Source organism: Gluconacetobacter johannae, from assembly GCF_014174305.1.
Classification (GTDB): domain Bacteria; phylum Pseudomonadota; class Alphaproteobacteria; order Acetobacterales; family Acetobacteraceae; genus Gluconacetobacter; species Gluconacetobacter johannae.
Genome location: NZ_JABEQH010000004.1, coordinates 149447 through 165646 on the forward strand (window position 1 = coordinate 149447; position 16200 = coordinate 165646).

13 protein-coding genes and 1 CRISPR repeat array are annotated in these 16200 nt (G+C 67.1%); of the genes, 9 read left to right on the top strand and 4 right to left on the bottom strand.

The features are described 5' to 3' along the window. Window positions 1–4: 4 nt before the first annotated feature. A complete protein-coding gene (locus HLH21_RS04185; RefSeq protein ID WP_182941609.1) occupies window positions 5–472 on the bottom strand; it encodes a DoxX family protein in 468 nt (155 codons plus the stop codon). A gap of 240 nt (window positions 473–712) precedes the next feature. Here HLH21_RS04185 and cas3 point away from each other — a divergent pair, with 240 nt between their 5' ends. From cas3 to cas2e, 8 genes are all read left to right on the top strand, one after another. Further along, a complete protein-coding gene (cas3, locus tag HLH21_RS04190; RefSeq protein ID WP_182941611.1) occupies window positions 713–3403 on the top strand; it encodes a CRISPR-associated helicase Cas3' in 2691 nt (896 codons plus the stop codon). Between the two features lie 120 nt (window positions 3404–3523). Next, a complete protein-coding gene (gene casA / locus HLH21_RS04195) occupies window positions 3524–5179 on the top strand; it encodes a type I-E CRISPR-associated protein Cse1/CasA (protein WP_182941613.1) in 1656 nt (551 codons plus the stop codon). Then, the gene (gene casB, locus HLH21_RS04200; protein ID WP_182941615.1) at window positions 5176–5769 is read left to right on the top strand and encodes a type I-E CRISPR-associated protein Cse2/CasB; all 594 of its coding nucleotides are present in this window, start codon (window positions 5176–5178) and stop codon (window positions 5767–5769) included. The genes casA and casB overlap by 4 nt, the downstream gene beginning before the upstream one ends. Next, window positions 5766–6824 (top strand): type I-E CRISPR-associated protein Cas7/Cse4/CasC, encoded by a 1059-nt coding sequence (cas7e, locus tag HLH21_RS04205; protein WP_182941617.1) that lies wholly within the window; start codon window positions 5766–5768, stop codon window positions 6822–6824. Before casB ends, cas7e begins: the two co-directional genes overlap by 4 nt. Window positions 6825–6832: 8 nt before the next feature. Then, a complete protein-coding gene (cas5e, locus tag HLH21_RS04210; RefSeq protein ID WP_182941619.1) occupies window positions 6833–7615 on the top strand; it encodes a type I-E CRISPR-associated protein Cas5/CasD in 783 nt (260 codons plus the stop codon). Continuing rightward, window positions 7612–8298, top strand: a complete 687-nt coding sequence (gene cas6e / locus HLH21_RS04215; protein WP_182941621.1) for a type I-E CRISPR-associated protein Cas6/Cse3/CasE — start codon at window positions 7612–7614, stop codon at window positions 8296–8298. Before cas5e ends, cas6e begins: the two co-directional genes overlap by 4 nt. 12 nt (window positions 8299–8310) lie before the next feature. After that, entirely contained in the window at window positions 8311–9270 is a 960-nt protein-coding gene (cas1e, locus tag HLH21_RS04220) for a type I-E CRISPR-associated endonuclease Cas1e (protein ID WP_182941623.1), read from the top strand. Beyond that, complete coding sequence (cas2e, locus tag HLH21_RS04225) at window positions 9251–9592, top strand: type I-E CRISPR-associated endoribonuclease Cas2e (RefSeq protein WP_182941625.1); 342 nt, start codon at window positions 9251–9253, stop codon at window positions 9590–9592. The genes cas1e and cas2e overlap by 20 nt, the downstream gene beginning before the upstream one ends. A gap of 72 nt (window positions 9593–9664) precedes the next feature. Beyond that, window positions 9665–11401: a CRISPR direct-repeat array (repeat unit 29 nt; unit sequence GTGTTCCCCGCATGCGCGGGGATGAACCG). Window positions 11402–11516: 115 nt separating this feature from the next. On the opposite strand, the gene HLH21_RS04230 is transcribed toward cas2e, so the two are convergent. The 3 genes from HLH21_RS04230 to alr all read right to left on the bottom strand — a co-directional run bounded on the left by HLH21_RS04230 (window position 11517) and on the right by alr (window position 15482). Next, window positions 11517–12938 carry an aminotransferase-like domain-containing protein gene (locus HLH21_RS04230; RefSeq protein ID WP_182941700.1) on the bottom strand — a complete coding sequence of 474 codons (1422 nt, stop codon included), beginning with the start codon at window positions 12936–12938 and terminating at the stop codon, window positions 11517–11519. 88 nt (window positions 12939–13026) lie between these two features. Next, a complete protein-coding gene (locus tag HLH21_RS04235; protein WP_182941627.1) occupies window positions 13027–14283 on the bottom strand; it encodes a D-amino acid dehydrogenase in 1257 nt (418 codons plus the stop codon). A gap of 50 nt (window positions 14284–14333) precedes the next feature. Next, window positions 14334–15482: an alanine racemase gene (alr, locus tag HLH21_RS04240; RefSeq protein WP_182941632.1), complete on the bottom strand. Its 1149-nt coding sequence runs from the start codon at window positions 15480–15482 to the stop codon at window positions 14334–14336. 135 nt (window positions 15483–15617) lie between these two features. On the opposite strand from alr, the gene HLH21_RS04245 reads away from it, so the two are divergent. Next, window positions 15618–16061 (top strand): Lrp/AsnC family transcriptional regulator, encoded by a 444-nt coding sequence (locus HLH21_RS04245; RefSeq protein ID WP_182941634.1) that lies wholly within the window; start codon window positions 15618–15620, stop codon window positions 16059–16061. The last annotated feature ends 139 nt before the right edge of the window (window positions 16062–16200 follow it).

Sequence of the window (16200 nt, forward strand, 5' to 3'; positions counted from 1 at the left end):
CCCTTCACGTCGCCATCCGGCGCCGCTTCGTCAAGCGTTCCCTCGACCGGGGCCCTGTCGTTATTTCCCCCTTTCCCCCGATGGCGATCCGGCCCGGACCTGCCGCCGCCAGCGCCAGCAGGCCGCCGGCGATGCTGAAGTTCTTGTAGAAATGGATCCACATGTCGTACCGCTGCATGCCGGTAAACGTCCAGTAGTGATGGCCGATGAAGGCGGTGACGATGGTATAGGCGGCCAGGGCAAGCGCCAGCGGCGTGACCAGCACGCCGGCCACCAGCGCCAGCCCGATCCCCAGTTCCACGATAATGGCGATGCCCGCCGACAGGGCAGGGACAGGTGCGCCGGTGCTGGCCATGTAGGCCACGGTCCCCGCATAATCCGTCAGCTTGCCCCACCCCATGAAGACGAACAGGGTTGCGAGCAGGAGACGGGCGGCCAGAAGGACAGGGTCCCGAGGAAGAGAGATGTTCATGACATTTGCTTTCAGAGGCTGATGAGAACCGAATGGGCAGCGGGCACCCCGTTGCCGTTACGCAATCAATACAGCGTGAAGTGAGCGAACAAAATGGAAATCATATAAATGTTATGTTTCCAAATTTTGATTTCTGGTCGCACTCGCGATGGGAGGCGACCGCCTGCTCCACATCCCAACGAAGCGACTCCAATGATTCACCTCTCTCACCGGTAAGCTGAAAAGGAAACGGTAGCGGTCATGCATTCGGATGGACTGGAACTTTTCTGGGGAAAGGCTCGCCCCGTTCCAGATGAAGGTGCGACGGACGACCCGCTCATGCATCCCCTCATCGCGCATATGCTGGATGTCGCCGCCGTCGCCATCCTTCTGCCGGGGAGCGGGAATTGCGGCCTCGATCGCCGCCAGCTTGGCCTGCTGGTTGCGCTGCACGACATCGGAAAGCTCATGCCGGCCTTTCAGGCAAAGGTGGCGAAATGCTGGCCTGAAGCCGTCCTGGGGCCTTTTCGCGCGGAGCATGTGCAATGTCCTCACGATGCAGCCGGGCTGGCGCTTCTGGATCTTATGGTGGATGGCGTCCTTGCCCCGCTGTTTGGGAGCGGTCCGGATGGAAAACGCTGGCGGCCCAGTTTGAAGTTGCAGCTTCTGCGTGCCGTTGCGGGTCATCACGGGCAGCCCGTACCGGCCATAGACAGGGGCATTTTGGAGCAGGGCACGATCGCGCGCGCACAGACGCTCGTGGCCATGCTGTTCGATGTGTTCCGGCCCCCGCCGATCCTGCGTCCCGGTCCCGATACCCTCAGACGGCTCGAATGGATGCTGGCGGGCATCACCGTCCATGCGGACTGGATCGGCTCGCGGCAGGAGTGGTTTCCTTACGTGAATCCGAACACCGTGAGCGAGCCAGCGGAATATTTCTGGAACCATGCCTTGCCCAGGGCGCAGGCGGCCATATTTCGGGCCGGCTTGGGGCCAATGGCGCTGGCGCCGTTCGCAGGCACCGTCCGTCTGTTCGACCATATCCGCGAGCCCTCGCCCGTTCAGGCCTTGCTCGAAGCCGCGGCGCTGCCGTCCGGACCGGTGCTTGTCGTCATCGAGGACATGACCGGCAGCGGCAAGACGGAAGCCGCGCTGGTCCTGGCCCAGAGGCTGATGGCCCAAGGGCGCGGTTCGGGACTGTTCGTCGCGTTGCCGACGATGGCTACGGCAAACGCCATGTATGACCGGCTCGCCATGGCCTATCGCCGGCTTTTCCAGCCCTCGGCGCGCCCCTCACTGGCGTTGGCGCACGGACGTGCCCGGCTGGACGAGCGGTTTGTCGCGGCGCTGGCCCCCGATGACGGTCCGGACGCACTTTCGGCCGTCCGGACCATGGACGAGACGGCCGAGGCCTATTGCGCGGCATGGCTGGGGAGCGAAGCACGACGGGCCCTGATGGCGCAGGTGGGGGTGGGCACGATCGACCAGGCCCTGATGGCGGTATTGCCCGTGCGTTTCGCGACGGTGCGGCAGGCCGGCCTGGCGGGGAAGGTCCTGATCGTGGACGAATGTCATGCGTTCGACCCCTATATGCGACGTGAGATGGTCGCGCTGCTTCACTTTCACGCGGCGATGGGCGGATCGGCGATCCTGCTGTCGGCCACACTGACGCATCGGGTCCGGCAGGAACTGACCGATGCGTTCCGCAAGGGGCTGGGGGTGGCAGACCCCATGCGCCTGTCCGGCATGGCCTATCCGCTGGTCACCCTTGTCGGCAAAAGCGGGGTCGAGGAACGTCCCTGCGCGCCCCGGCCGGGTCTGGCGCGCAGCATCGCCGTCCGGCGCCTTGCCGATGCCGACTCGGCCATGGGCGTGGTGACCGCGGCCGCCGGGGCCGCGGTGGCGTGGATCCGCAACACGGTGGACGAGGTGATCGCAACAGCCCGGTCGCTTCGCGCGCAGGGGGTGGAGGCGCTGGTCTTTCACGCGCGTTTTGCCATGGTGGACCGGCTGATGATCGAACGGGACGTGCTCGCGCGGTTCGGAAAGGACGGCGGGGAGGTAGGGCGCTCCGCCGTTCTGGTGGCATCCCAGGTGATCGAGCAGAGCCTCGACCTGGATTTCGATGTGCTCTGCACCGACCTCGCCCCCATGGACCAGCTCATCCAGCGGGCCGGACGGCTGCGCCGTCATCGGCGTACCGCCCGACCTGTCGATCGGGAGGAATTGCTCGTCATTTCGCCCGAGCCGGTTGCCGACCCCGATCCGCGCTGGATACAGCGCGTGCTGCCGGGAACGGCCTCGGTGTATCGCGATCCGGCACTGCTCTGGCGGACGGCGCGGGTGCTGTTCAGGCATGGGCGGATCGAAAGCCCTGCCGGCCTCCGCACCCTCATCGAGGAAAGCGGCGACGCCAGTGCTCCTGACGCCGTCCCGGAAGGATTGATGGCAGGCAGCATGGACGCCACGGGAAAAGCCCTTGCCGCCGGCGCCGCTGCTGATCGGAACGTGTTGTCGTTTGATGCGGGGTACGCCACGGACGCCGCTCTCTGGGAACGTGAAGCGAGAACGCCGACCCGACTGGAGGATCTGCCCTGCGTGACCGTGCGGCTTGCGGTGATGCAGGACCAAAAGGTGCTGCCGTGGGCTGCCAAAGCCGACAGAAGCCTTGCCCGCGAGAGCGAGCGCCACCGCGCATGGGCATTGTCCGAGGTGTCGGTGGCGCGCTACCGCCTGGCCGGTTGCCCGCCTCCCGTTGGCCTTGAGGTGGCCGTGACTGCCGCGCGCGCCGGGTGGTCACGTTGGGAGCGCGAGGCGGAAGATCAGGTTCTATTGCTTGTGCTTCGGGAAACGGAGGCAGGGTGGCGTGGCGCCGGACGGACAGAGACGGGACATGAAATTGTAATCGGTTACGATCAGATTTATGGTCTTGAGATCTTTCGCGACCAGTAAATCTGAATAATATTCCGGTTGTGGCGTCGTTGTCAGAGTCGCTGAATAGGGGATAGGTATTTTTTCAATGTGCATTCGTACGCAATGCCGAATGAAAACTTCACACTCTACATATAGGCAATGACCTCTCAACCCCTCAATCTCATCACCGATCCATGGCTGCCTGTCCGCCGAAAATCCGGCGCTGTCGCTTTCATCCGTCCGGCGCAGATTGTGGAGGAGATGGCTGACGATCCGGTTATGGCGCTCGACTGGCCGCGACCGGATTTTCGGGTCGCGTCTCTGGAGTTTCTGATCGGACTGCTGGCGACCGCCTTCCCACCGGAGGATGAGGACGCCTGGTGCGAAAGCTGGGAAAAGCCGCCCTCGGTAGAGGTGCTGGACGAAGCCTTCGGCCGTGTGGCTGACGCCTTCTGGCTCGACGGGCCGGGGCCGCGCTTCCTTCAGGATCTGCAAGAGTTGCAAAGTGGTCAGGAACCGGTGGAGCGGCTGCTGATTAATGCGCCCGGCGACAGCACTGTAAAGAAGAACGCGGACCTGTTCGTGCACCGGGCGCACGTCACCGTGCTGGGACGTTCGGCGGCGGCCATGGCCCTGTTCACCCTCCAGTCCTGGGCGCCCAGCGGCGGGGCGGGAAACATGACGGGGCTGCGCGGCGGTGGGCCGCTGGTCACGCTGGTCCTGCCGCGCGAGGGGGCGAGCTTGTGGGAAGTCGCATGGGCGAATACCCCCGTTGGATCTGCGGTGCGGGATGCCGATCTGCCGCGCGTGTTTCCATGGCTTGCGCCGACGATCGGGTCGGGCAAGGACGGAACCAGCGTACGCTCCGGCCACAACGCCCATCCGTTGCAGTGCTGGTGGGGAATGCCACGGCGCATCCGTCTCGATTTCGAGGTGGCGGAAAGCTGCGTGTGCGACCTGACGGGGCGGCCGGATGATGTTCTGGTGCCCGGCTGGCGGCAGCGCCCCTATGGGGCCAGCTACGCCGGATGGACCGGCATGCCCTATGGCGAGGGGGCCGTGATCCATCCGCTTACGCCGCGCTATCGACAGAAGACGGATGCCGAATGGCTCAGTGTGCACCCGCAGCCCGGCGGCATCGGATACCGCCATTGGACGGGACTTGTCGTGAACAGCGGCGACGGACAGCGGCTTCCGGCCAGCGCGGTGCTGACATGGCGCGACGCGCGTGCCCGCGATATCGCGGAGTCGCCTCGACCCCGGCTTCTGGCGGCCGGCTACGACATGGATAACATGAAGGCCCGAGGTTTCGTGGAAAGCGAGATGCCCCTGCCGGGCACCGCCGATCCGGCACGGCAGGAGGTGCTGGATACGCTGGCGCGTGATTGTGTCGCGGCGGCAGATCAGATGGCGGCCGTGCTTCGCGGCTGCGTGCGGGATGCGCTGTTCGGCAAGGGGACGGTTTCGCTGGATGCGACGCTGCTTGCCAATGTGCGCGAACAGTTCTGGACGCGGACGGAAGGGGCGTTCTTCGACCTCCTCCACCAGGCGGCGCGCCTGACCGACGGGGACGATATCGGCCTGAGGAAAGACTGGCTGCACCAGATCGGGCGGGCGGCCATGGCGTTGTTCGACGCGTCGGTGGTTTTGGCCCCGGATACCGGGGCGACCGAGGCGCAGCGATCGGCGCTGGCGCGACGGCGGCTTCGAGTGGCCGTTTCCGGCGGCGGAAAGGAAGGCGGTTCGATCATGGCGGTTCTGAAAATTCCGGTTCCGGTGGCGCGGAAAGCAGCCGCAAGGACAAAGCGGCAATGACGGGGCCAGACCGCAACGCCTTTGCCGAAAAGGCCAGGGACTGGTGGCGTGAATTGCGGCCGGACCCCGGACGCGGAAAACCGGGCGACCGCGCGACGCTGGCGCGGCTGCGACGCTGTGGATGCGTGGCGGATGCACTGTTCGAGCCGGCGGTGCAGGCGCTCGCGCGCCGCTGCGGCGCGCGGCATGAGGATGATCTGGCCCGCGTGGCCCTGGTCGCGGCGGTTCTGGCGCATGTTCGCACGGACGAGGCCTTGCTGTCCGTGGCGCGGCGGATCGGACCGGTCGACGCAACGAACGCGGCGACGGCGCTGTGCAAACCGGTCCGGTTTCGCAGGTTGCTGGACGCGGACACGTTCGACGAGTGTCTCAGGACATTTCGTCGCCTCGTGATTCTTGCCGATAACAAACTGAATGTTTCCGATCTGGCGAGATCGGTTTTTGCGTGGCCCCGGGAAGGCATGTGGGACCATGCGGCGGCGGAGCGAATCCGCGTGCGCTGGGTGTACGAATACTGGAACGCGGGAGAGCCGGACAACGGGATGGCCGCCGGAGAATCCAAGGAATCCGAGAAGGAACGTCAGTCGTGAGCCGATTTCTGCAACTGCATCTGTTGACCTTCTATCCGCCGTCCAACGTCAATCGTGATGACACGGGCAACCCCAAGACGGCGACGGTGGGGGGCGTGACGCGCCTGCGGATCTCGTCGCAGGCGCTTAAGCGGGCCTGGCGTACGTCGGACATCTTTTCCTCGGCGCTTGCCGGGCATATGGGCCAGCGCACCCAGCGCCTGGGGGACGAGATCCGGCAGCATCTTCTGGGCAAGGGTGTGGACGAGCAAAAATCGATCGGGATTGCCCGCGCGATCGCCGGGATCTATGGCAAGGTGAAGGGGGAGAAGGACGACAACGCCTGCTTTACCGAACAGCTTGTCTTCATTTCGCCCGCCGAGCGCGACGCCGCGCTGGCAATGGCGGACCAACTGGCCGCAGGGGAGAAGATCGACCCGGCGAAAGAGAAGGACACGCTGCTGAAACGAACGGACACGGCGGCCGACATCGCCCTGTTCGGCCGGATGCTGGCCAGCGAGCCGTCCTATAACCGGGAGGCGGCGGTGCAGGTCGCGCATGCCATCACGACACATCGCGTCACGGTCGAGGACGATTACTATACGGCGATTGACGATTTGAAACGCCCGGACGAGGACGCCGGGGCCGGCTTTCTGGGCGAGGCCGGGTTCGGGTCAGGTGTGTTCTATCTCTATCTCTGCGTGAATCGCGACCTGCTTCGGAAGAACCTTGGCGGAGACGGCGAAAGCGGCGTGATGGAGGCGGCCCTGGGCGCGCTGGCCGCGGCGGCGGCGACGGTCGCGCCCTCCGGCAAGCAGAACAGCTTTGCCGCCCTTGCCCGGGCGCAGTACATTCTGGCCGAGAAGGGCAACGCCCAGCCGCGCACCCTGGCAGGGGCGTTCGCAAGGCCGGTTGCCGGCCCCGACCTGATGGCAGGCTCGATCGCGGCCCTGACGGACTTCCGCAATGAGCTGGCGCGGGTCTACGGCCGGGCCAGCGACACGGAAGGTGAACTGGAAGTCGGCCGGAAGGACAGCATGACCCTTGCCGACATCGCGGCATTCTGCCGGTCCTGAGCGCAGCCATGGGGCAGTTCCTGACATTCGCCATGGTGGCGCCAATGGCGTCCTTCGGTGCGATCGCGGTCGGCGAGCGGCGTGACGGCTGGGACCGTCCGGCGCGCTCGGCCGTGCTGGGGCTCGTGGCGGCCTGCCTGGGCCTGACCCGCGATGACGAGCAGGCGCAGGCGGCGCTGGCCTCGGATTACGGGGTGGCCATCCTATGTCATGCACCAGGAAGGCTATTGACGGATTATCACACCACGCAGGCGGCTCCGGCGCGGCGCAACTGGCGTCCGGCGACCCGGGCCGAGGAACTGGCCGCGTCGCCAGGCGATCTGGCGACCATCCTGTCCCGCCGCGATTACCGCACGGGGACGTGGCATCTCGGCGCCCTATGGCCACGGCGGGAGTGCGCGCGCTGGACATTGCAGGCGATACAGGCGGCCATGAACGAGCCGGTTTTCACGCCCTCCCTCGGGCGTCGCGCCTGTCCCGCAGGGCTGCCTCTGGCGCCTTGCGTAACGGATGGCTCCGCCGCTGCGGCTGTGCTGCTGGAGCGTCACCGGAACGGGCCCGAGGCACGGCTGCATGTGCGGCGCCGCGTCTTTCGCGAACAGCTTGCCGGGCCGTCGCAGGGTGAAAATCCGCTGCTCGTTCTCGACGTGGCCGATGTGGCCGAGCACGGAGGCGGCTGCACCCTCCTGCGTCGCGAGATACGGCGGGACCAGCCGCTCTCGCGTACGCGATGGCAGTTCGGACTGCGCGAAGAGGCCATGCTGTCATACAGCGAAGGACTCACGGCATGAGCGGCGGCTTTCTCTCACGCGTCACGCTCCGCCAGGATGCGCCGGTGCAGGCTCTGGCCCGGCTTCTTGTCCCCGATGGAGAAGGACCCCGGCATGGCGCGGCCCATCATCTGCTCTGGACTCTCTTTGGCGATGCGCCGGAGCGGAGGCGCGATTTCCTGTGGCGCCAGGTGGAAGCCGGGCACTTCATGGTGCTGTCGGCCCGCGAACCTGCCGATGCCCACTCTCTTTTCGACATCGAGACCCGGTCTTTCGAACCTGCCCTGAAAGAGGGAGACCGGTTGCGCTTTCTGTTGCGGGCGAATGCCACGGTTGACCGGAAGACCCCCGGACGGGCACGCAGCCAGCGGCATGACGTCGTCATGGATATGCTCCATCGCCTGCCACGGCACGAACGGGCGGAAGCCCGTGAAAAGGTGGTGGCGAGCGCCCTGGAATCATGGGTCGGGCGGCAGGGCGCACGCGCAGGCTTCGCGCTGGTGGCTCCGGTCACGGTAGAGGGGTGCGATGTGTGGCGGATTCCGCGTTCCGGTGGGCGTGGTGTGGCATCGTTCGGGGTGGTCGAACTGACGGGGGAACTGCGCGTCACGGTGCCCGAAACATTTCTTGCGACGGTCATGCAGGGATTCGGCCGGGCGCGAGCCTTCGGCTGCGGGCTGATGCTCGTCCGCCGGGCGATCTGAACGAGGGCGGCCATGTCCCATGCCATACCGGGCCTGCCGCCCCCGCGGCCCATTCCGCTGAAAGAACGGTCCTCGGTTCTGTTCGTGGAAAAAGGGCAGCTTGATGTGCTGGACGGCGCCTTCGTTCTGGTCGATCAGAACGGAATCAGGTCGCACATCCCCATCGGTGGTATCGTCTGCCTCATGCTGGAGCCAGGCACGCGCGTCAGCCATGCCGCCGCGGCACTGGCGGCGCGCGCCGGGACGCTGTTGATCTGGGTGGGGGAGGCGGGCGTAAGGCTTTATGCCTCAGGACAGCCGGGAGGGGCGCGGGCGGACAGGCTCCTGCTTCAGGCGCGGCTGGCGCTGGATGACGCCGCGCGACTGAAGATTGTCCGCAAGATGTATGCGCTTCGCTTTGGCGAGGATGCCCCTGAACGGCGCTCGGTCGATCAGTTGAGAGGAATAGAGGGCGCCCGGGTGCGTGAAACCTATCGCCTTCTGGCCAGCACGCATGGCGCGCAATGGGATGGACGACGCTACGATCCGCATGAGTGGGATACCGCCAATCTGGTCAATCGCTGTCTCTCCGCCGCCACGGCCGCCCTTTACGGGATTACGGAGGCAGCGGTCCTGGCGGCGGGCTATGCCCCGGCTATAGGATTCCTGCATACAGGAAAGCCCCAGAGCTTTGTGTATGACATCGCCGACATCGTGAAATTTGAGACCGTCGTGCCCGAAGCCTTCCGGGTGGCGGCGGCCGTTCAGCGCGAGCGCCCGCTGGACGGACAACGGATCTCGAACCCGGTGGCCGCCGTTCGCCATCGGTGCCGTGACCAGTTCCGGCGTACGAACATCCTGGCACGACTAATTCCGCTGATCGAGGAGGTTCTGGCCGCAGGCGGTCTGGACATGCCACCGGCACAGGACGAGGCCATGCCCGTGGCATTCGAAGACCAGAAAGGATTGGGCGATGCTGGTCATCGTGGTTGAGAACGCGCCCCCGCGCCTGCGCGGGCGGTTGGCGGTCTGGCTTCTGGAGGTGCGTGCCGGCGTCTATGTCGGCAATTACGGCCGGCGCATCCGCGAGATGATCTGGGGCCAGGTGTGTGCTTATATCGAGGATGGCAATGCCGTCATCGCCTGGGCTGCTCCGAACGACGCCGGGTTCGAGTTCGATACCTGTGGCCGGAACCGGCGTGTCCCTGTTGACTTCGACGGATTCCGACTGGTCTCATTCGGGCCGGAAGCCGCCCTTCCGGTGCAGCCGGGACCAGCGGCCGCCACACCTCCGCGCCGGCGGGGGCGTGGGTGATAAAACAGGCCTTCAGTCGGTAGGATCTTTGACAACAAAATAGATGTTTAATATCAATGCGCTCCAGGAAGTGTGTTCCCCGCATGCGCGGGGATGAACCGGCGGCCTATCGCTGGGCGTTCGGCTGGCTGGGGTGTTCCCCGCATGCGCGGGGATGAACCGGCGAACGCCGGGCTGGCGAGATTGGGACGAACGTGTTCCCCGCATGCGCGGGGATGAACCGACATCTGAGCATTCGCCCACGGCTGAGTGGCCGTGTTCCCCGCATGCGCGGGGATGAACCGTCTTCCAGCAACCTACGCAGACGCGGGCTGGTGTGTTCCCCGCATGCGCGGGGATGAACCGGAGGGGCATCGTCCCTGGAAACCTGGCTCAGCGTGTTCCCCGCATGCGCGGGGATGAACCGACGGGCTCCGGGGTAGTACGCGTTCGCGATCGGTGTTCCCCGCATGCGCGGGGATGAACCGCTGGCGAGAACGGCGAGAAGCATTGGCACGAAGTGTTCCCCGCATGCGCGGGGATGAACCGAGGAATTTTTCTTCCATCGCGAATTGCCTGCCGTGTTCCCCGCATGCGCGGGGATGAACCGACCCAATAGGCCGTCTCCCCGTCGTCGTCCTCGTGTTCCCCGCATGCGCGGGGATGAACCGGAAATCGCGCTGCTGGGCTTCGACGCGCAAGCGTGTTCCCCGCATGCGCGGGGATGAACCGGCGGTCGCCGCCTGATCCCACCGTGGGGACCGGTGTTCCCCGCATGCGCGGGGATGAACCGAAATTGCCCGGCTCGGCGGCCGGGGCCGGGGCGTGTTCCCCGCATGCGCGGGGATGAACCGCCCTCGGACCAATGGAGCCCCTGCCCCTGCGCGTGTTCCCCGCATGCGCGGGGATGAACCGCTGGCCTGGCGCGAGGAAAGCGGGGACGATTGGTGTTCCCCGCATGCGCGGGGATGAACCGTTCACCACGACGGCGACCCAGCGCCGCCGCATGTGTTCCCCGCATGCGCGGGGATGAACCGGCCCTGCGCGCCAACGAATGTCAGAACCCCATGTGTTCCCCGCATGCGCGGGGATGAACCGGTGACCGACCCGGCGCACTGGTAGGTGTTCCCGTGTTCCCCGCATGCGCGGGGATGAACCGAGCTTTCGAGAACGATTGCGGAAATTAACCGTGTGTTCCCCGCATACGCGGGGATGAACCGTGTCATACCAGCCCGTAACCGGTGTCGGCTGGGTGTTCCTCGCATGCGCGGGGATGAACCGGCCTGTGGGATGGCGAAACCCTGACGGACTGCGTGTTCCCCGCATGCGCGGGGATGAACCGACGAACGTCCATCCTTTCGAACTGGCAGTCTGGTGTTCCCCGCATGCGCGGGGATGAACCGGCGGGACTGGAACAGTCGCTGGATGGACGGGCGTGTTCCCCGCATGCGCGGGGATGAACCGGGTGCTGATACGGTGCCGCCGGAAACTCGACCGTGTTCCCCGCATGCGCGGGGATGAACCGTCCGCGCACAGTTGCGGGCGCTCGGCGGTCACGTGTTCCCCGCATGCGCGGGGATGAACCGGTCGTCATTCTGGAACTGGTCCAGCCCGAACGGTGTTCCCCGCATGCGCGGGGATGAACCGACCTGCATCGGCCGGGCATTGCCGGTGACGGCGTGTTCCCCGCATGCGCGGGGATGAACCGTCCTGGGCGACGTCACCCTGCCCGACATGAATGTGTTCCCCGCGTGCGCGGGGATGAACCGACGGCCGACGATTTCAGCGACCGCGCCCGCGCGTGTTCTCCGCATGCGCGGGGATGAGTGGAGCGGGGCGGCCGTTTTTCAAGCTGAGGTGCTGCGGGTCCACGCGTTGGAGGATGCCGAAAGGCGCCCTGCGAACAGGGTGAGGCAACTGGTAGCTGCATGCCGCCATCCGGCGGTCAGGAGGCGTCCCGATCCGGCATCGCTTCGCGTAGGAAGCGGAACAGGCGCGGGTCGTTGGCGTGGATGACGTTCAGGCGCATCCAGGGTGTTTCGGCCTGGTCGGGCCGAAACAGGCAGCCGGGGGCCAGCATGATGTCTTGCGTTGCCGCGTGTTCGGCCAGAGCGCGCATATCCATCGGTCGTCGGGGGGCGGCCCAGACGAACATTCCGCCGTCCGGGCGGCAGAACAGGTCCAGCCCGGCCGCATCCAGCGCGTCGCACAGCGATTTGCGCGCCGTGGCCAGCCTGTCGCGCACGCGGGCCAGGTGCAGGCGATAGCGGCCTTCGGTCAGGATGGTGTGGACGATGCTTTCGCCCAGGCCCGAACTGGTCAGGCTGCCGGCCATTTTCAGGCGCAGGACATGCTGGGCCAGGTCGGGCCGGCAGGCCAGGAACCCCACCCGCAGGCCGGGCGAGATCGTCTTGGAAAAGCTGCTGACGTGGATGACCCGCCGCAACTGGTCCAGCCGGGCCAGGGTGACGGTGTCCTCGGGCGCCAGGCCGGCGAAGATGTCGTCCTCGACGATCAGGAAATCATGCCGCTCCGCCAGCATCAGCGCCTGATGCGCGACCGGCGCGGAATAGCTGGTGCCCGTGGGGTTGTGCAGCCGCGTGTTGGTGACGAACAGCCGCGCGGCGTGGTGGCGCGCCAGCCGGTCCAGATGCTCCAGGCACGGTCCGTCCTGCAGGCGCGGCACGCCGACGATCCGCGCGCCCAGCGATTGCAGGGTGGGGTAGAGGTTGCTGTAGCCCGGATCGTCCACCAGCACCGTGTCGCCGGGGCGGATCACGCAGCGGATGGCCAGTTCCAGCGCCTGGCTGGCGCCATGCGTCAGGATGATCGAACTGTCGCTGCAGGCAATCTGCTGCTGGGCCAGCAGCAGGCGGATGCTCTGGCGCAGCCCCGGATGCCCGTAGGGATTGCCGTAGCGCATGATCGCCGGATCGGGCCGGCGGGCCTGGACGGCCAGCGCGTGGCGGATGGCGTCGGTGAACAGATACTCCTCGGGCAGCCATCCGCCGCCGGCCTTCAGCAGCGGCGAGTTTTCCTCGTAGGCCCGTTGCAGCAGCCACAGCGAATCGACCGAGGTGGCGACCGGCGCCGGCACGTCGCGGGCCGGGTGGCGGGGGCGGGCCGCCACGAAATAGCCGCGGGCGGGCCGGGCCTCCAGCGCGCCGTCGGCGACCAGGCGGTTATAGGCGTTGGACACCGTCAGGGTGCTGACCCCGCACTGTGCCGCCAGCCGTCGGACCGAGGGCAGGCGGCTGCCCGGCGGCAGGCTGCCGTCGCCGATCCGCCCGGCCAGCATCTGGACGATCTGGCTGACCAGCGGACGCGGCTGCGCGGGATCGAGGTGGAAGGGGAAGGAAAAAACCATCACGAAGGCGCGGCCCGGTTCTGGTCCCGGCGGAACGGGAGGATCGTTCCCGTCTAGATCCGGCCGGCGGTCCTGGCAATGCGCGCGGTCATGCCCGGTAGCGGCTCAGGGCCAGGTCGTCATGCGCGATGTCGGGGGTGCGGCCCGACATGACGTCGGCCAGCACCCGGCCCGACCCGCAGGCCATGGTCCAGCCCAGCGTGCCATGGCCGGTGTTGAGGAACAGATTGCCGATGTCCGTCCGCCCGACGATCGGCGTGCCGTCCGGCGTCATCGGGCGCAGGCCGGTCCAGAACGTCGCGGCCGGCACGTCGCCCGCGCCGGCGAACAGGTCGGTCAGCGAATGTTCCAGGGTGGCGCGGCGCGGGGCGCGCAGCGACGTGCTGAACCCGGCCAGTTCGGCCGTGCCGCCCACGCGGATGCGGTCGCCCAGCCGGGTGATGGCGATCTTGAACGTCTCGTCCATCACGGTGGACACCGGCGCGCGCGCCGCATCGACGATCGGCGCGGTGATGGAATAGCCCTTGATGGGATAGATCGGCAGGTCCAGCCCCAGGGCCAGCACCATCGCGGGCGAGAAACTGCCCAGCGACAGCACGTAGGCATCGGCTTGGTAGGTGCCGGTGTCGGTCACGACGGCCGAGATGCGCGCGCCGTCGCGTTGCAGCGACCGGATGGTGCTGTTGTACAGGAACGTCACCCCCTGGCGGACCGCCAGCGCGGCCAGGTTCTGGGTGAACTGGAACGCATCGCCGGTTTCATCCCCCGGCAGGCGCAGGCCGCCGACGATCTTGCCCTCGGCCTGGGCCAGCCCCGGTTCCGCCCGGACGCAGGCCGCCGGGTCCAGAAGATCGTAGGGGACGCCGTAGCGGTCCAGGATCCGGGTGTCGTCGGCGATGTGGTCCAGTTGCTTCCGGGTGCGGAACACCTGCAACGTGCCCTGCTGCCGGTCGTCATAGCTGATGCCAGTGGTGGCCCGCAGGTCGCGCAGCACGTCGCGGCTGTATTCCGCCAGGCGCACCATGCGCCCCTTGTTGCGGTCGTAGGCGGCGGTGGTGCAGTTTTCCAGCATCTGCGCCAGCCAGCGCCATTGCTTCGGGTCCGGCATCGGCCAGAAGACGAAGGGGCGGTTCTTCATCATCAGCCAGCGGATGGCCTTCAGCGGCACGCCCGGCCCCGCCCACGGGGAGGAGTAGCCCGGCGAGACCTGTCCGGCATTGGCGAAGCTGGTTTCCAGCCCCGGGCCGGGCTGGCGGTCGATGACCGTGACCTCGTGGCCGGCCTGCGCCAGGTACCAGGCGGACGTCACGCCCACGACGCCGCTGCCGAGAATGATGATTTTCATGTTTATCCGCTTTTCTGGCCGCTTTTCAGGGCCGGTGGCTGTGGGGAATGTCAGAGGTCGGCTGGGGCGTGGTCGGCGACGTAGGCACGGTGATAGCGGCGACCCAGCGAGGTCAGGATTTCGTAGCCGATGGTGCCGGCCGCCCGCGCCACGTCATCGACGCCGCGCCGGGTATCCAGCAGATCGACCGTGGCGCCGGGGCGGATCAGCCGTTCGGGCGCGTCGGTGACGTCGATGGTCATCGAATCCATCGAAATCCGGCCCAGGACCGGCAGGCGCACGCCGTCCAGCCACGCGCAGCCGTCCCCGGCGCCGCAACGCATGAACCCGTCGGCATAGCCGACGGCGATGGTCGCGATCCGTCGTGGCGACGCCGGACGGTAGGTCAGGCCGTACCCCACCCCGTCGTCGGGGCCGACCACGCGGGTCTGCAGGACGCGCGCCTGAAGCCGCACCACCGGATGCAGCGGATTGGGCCGCGTCGCATCGGGCGCCACGCCGTACAGGGCGGCGCCAGGACGGACCAGGTCGAAATGGAAATCCGGGCCAAGGAAGATACCCGACGAGGCCGCCAGGCTGGCCGGCGCGCGGGGCAGGGCCCCCCGCAGATGCAGCAGCCGCGCGCGCTGCCGGTTGCTGGCCGGGTCGTCGGGGTCGTCGGCGCAGGCCAGGTGGCTCATGACCAGGCACACGTCTATGCCGCGCAGGGCGTCGGGGTCCTCGGCGATGGCGCCGACGTCGCGTTCGGACAGGCCGAAGCGCGACATGCCGGTATCCAGTTGCAGGACCGCCGGCAGCGGGCGCGCCAACGTGGCTGCCAGCACGCGCCAGCGCCGCAACTGGTCCAGGTCGTTGATGACCGGGACAAGGTCATGCCGGACGCATTCGTCCTCGGTCTCGGGCAGGGCGCCGTGCAGGACGATGATCCGCGCGCCGGGCGAGACATGACGGCGCAGGGCGATGCCCTCGTCGATATGGGCGACGAAGAAGGTCCGCGCCCCTTCGGCCTCCAGCGCCGGGGCCACCTGGGCCGCGCCCAGCCCGTAGGCGTCGGCCTTGACCACCGCGGCGCATTCCGCGCCTTCGGCCCGGGCGCGCAGCAGCCGGTAGTTGGCGCGGATGGCCGCAAGGTCGATGGTCAGGACGGCGCCGGCCCGCGCGCGGGGCCAGCCTGTATCGATAGCGCAAGGAACGGGCATGCGGCGCTCCGGTTCGGGGGACTGGCCCGATCCTACCGGACAGCGGGCGGCATTTCCTGCCATTCAATCGCATGATATGCCGCGCAGGGACGAAATATCGCGTCCTCATGCGACGGGATGGTGGAATGTGGCCTCATGACTGCTGACAAGGTGACCGAGGCGATTCTGCGGCATCTGGGTCAGGATGGACGGATGACCAATGCCGACCTGGCGCGGAAGGTCGGCCTGTCGCCGTCGGCCTGCCTGCGCCGGGTCCGGCAGTTGGAACAGGACGGCGTGATTCGCGGCTATCGCGCGGTCATCGACGAACGGTCGCAGCATGGCGGCACCACCGTGATCGTGCAGATCACCCTGGAACGCCAGACCGAGGAATGCCTGCGCCGGTTCGAGGCCCGGGTGCGGGAATGCCCGGATGTGCGCGAATGCTATCTGATGACGGGCGACGCGGATTACCTGCTGCGCGTGGTGGCGCGCGACGCCGCCGATTACGAACGCATCCACAAGGAGGAACTGTCGCGCATGCCCGGTGTCGCGCAGATCCAGAGCAGCTTTTCGATCCGGTCGGTCGTGGGGAAATAGTACCGTCCGGCCGCGCGATCTGTACAGGTCCGCCGACCGGTACAGCTTCATGCGGAATGCCGCGAACTGTATATATGCGGATGCGAAACGACGCCCGATACTGACCGGGCGCGTATCGCTTTCCGGCATCCGGACCGGG

Coding starts and splice junctions, on each gene's coding strand:
- HLH21_RS04185 (WP_182941609.1), bottom strand. CDS start 472: ATGAACATCTCTCTTCCTCGGGACCCTGTCCTTCTGGCCGCCCGTCTC.
- cas3 (WP_182941611.1), top strand. CDS start 713: ATGCATTCGGATGGACTGGAACTTTTCTGGGGAAAGGCTCGCCCCGTT.
- casA (WP_182941613.1), top strand. CDS start 3,524: ATGACCTCTCAACCCCTCAATCTCATCACCGATCCATGGCTGCCTGTC.
- casB (WP_182941615.1), top strand. CDS start 5,176: ATGACGGGGCCAGACCGCAACGCCTTTGCCGAAAAGGCCAGGGACTGG.
- cas5e (WP_182941619.1), top strand. CDS start 6,833: ATGGGGCAGTTCCTGACATTCGCCATGGTGGCGCCAATGGCGTCCTTC.
- cas6e (WP_182941621.1), top strand. CDS start 7,612: ATGAGCGGCGGCTTTCTCTCACGCGTCACGCTCCGCCAGGATGCGCCG.
- cas1e (WP_182941623.1), top strand. CDS start 8,311: ATGTCCCATGCCATACCGGGCCTGCCGCCCCCGCGGCCCATTCCGCTG.
- cas2e (WP_182941625.1), top strand. CDS start 9,251: ATGCTGGTCATCGTGGTTGAGAACGCGCCCCCGCGCCTGCGCGGGCGG.
- HLH21_RS04230 (WP_182941700.1), bottom strand. CDS start 12,938: ATGGTTTTTTCCTTCCCCTTCCACCTCGATCCCGCGCAGCCGCGTCCG.
- HLH21_RS04235 (WP_182941627.1), bottom strand. CDS start 14,283: ATGAAAATCATCATTCTCGGCAGCGGCGTCGTGGGCGTGACGTCCGCC.
- alr (WP_182941632.1), bottom strand. CDS start 15,482: ATGCCCGTTCCTTGCGCTATCGATACAGGCTGGCCCCGCGCGCGGGCC.
- HLH21_RS04245 (WP_182941634.1), top strand. CDS start 15,618: ATGACTGCTGACAAGGTGACCGAGGCGATTCTGCGGCATCTGGGTCAG.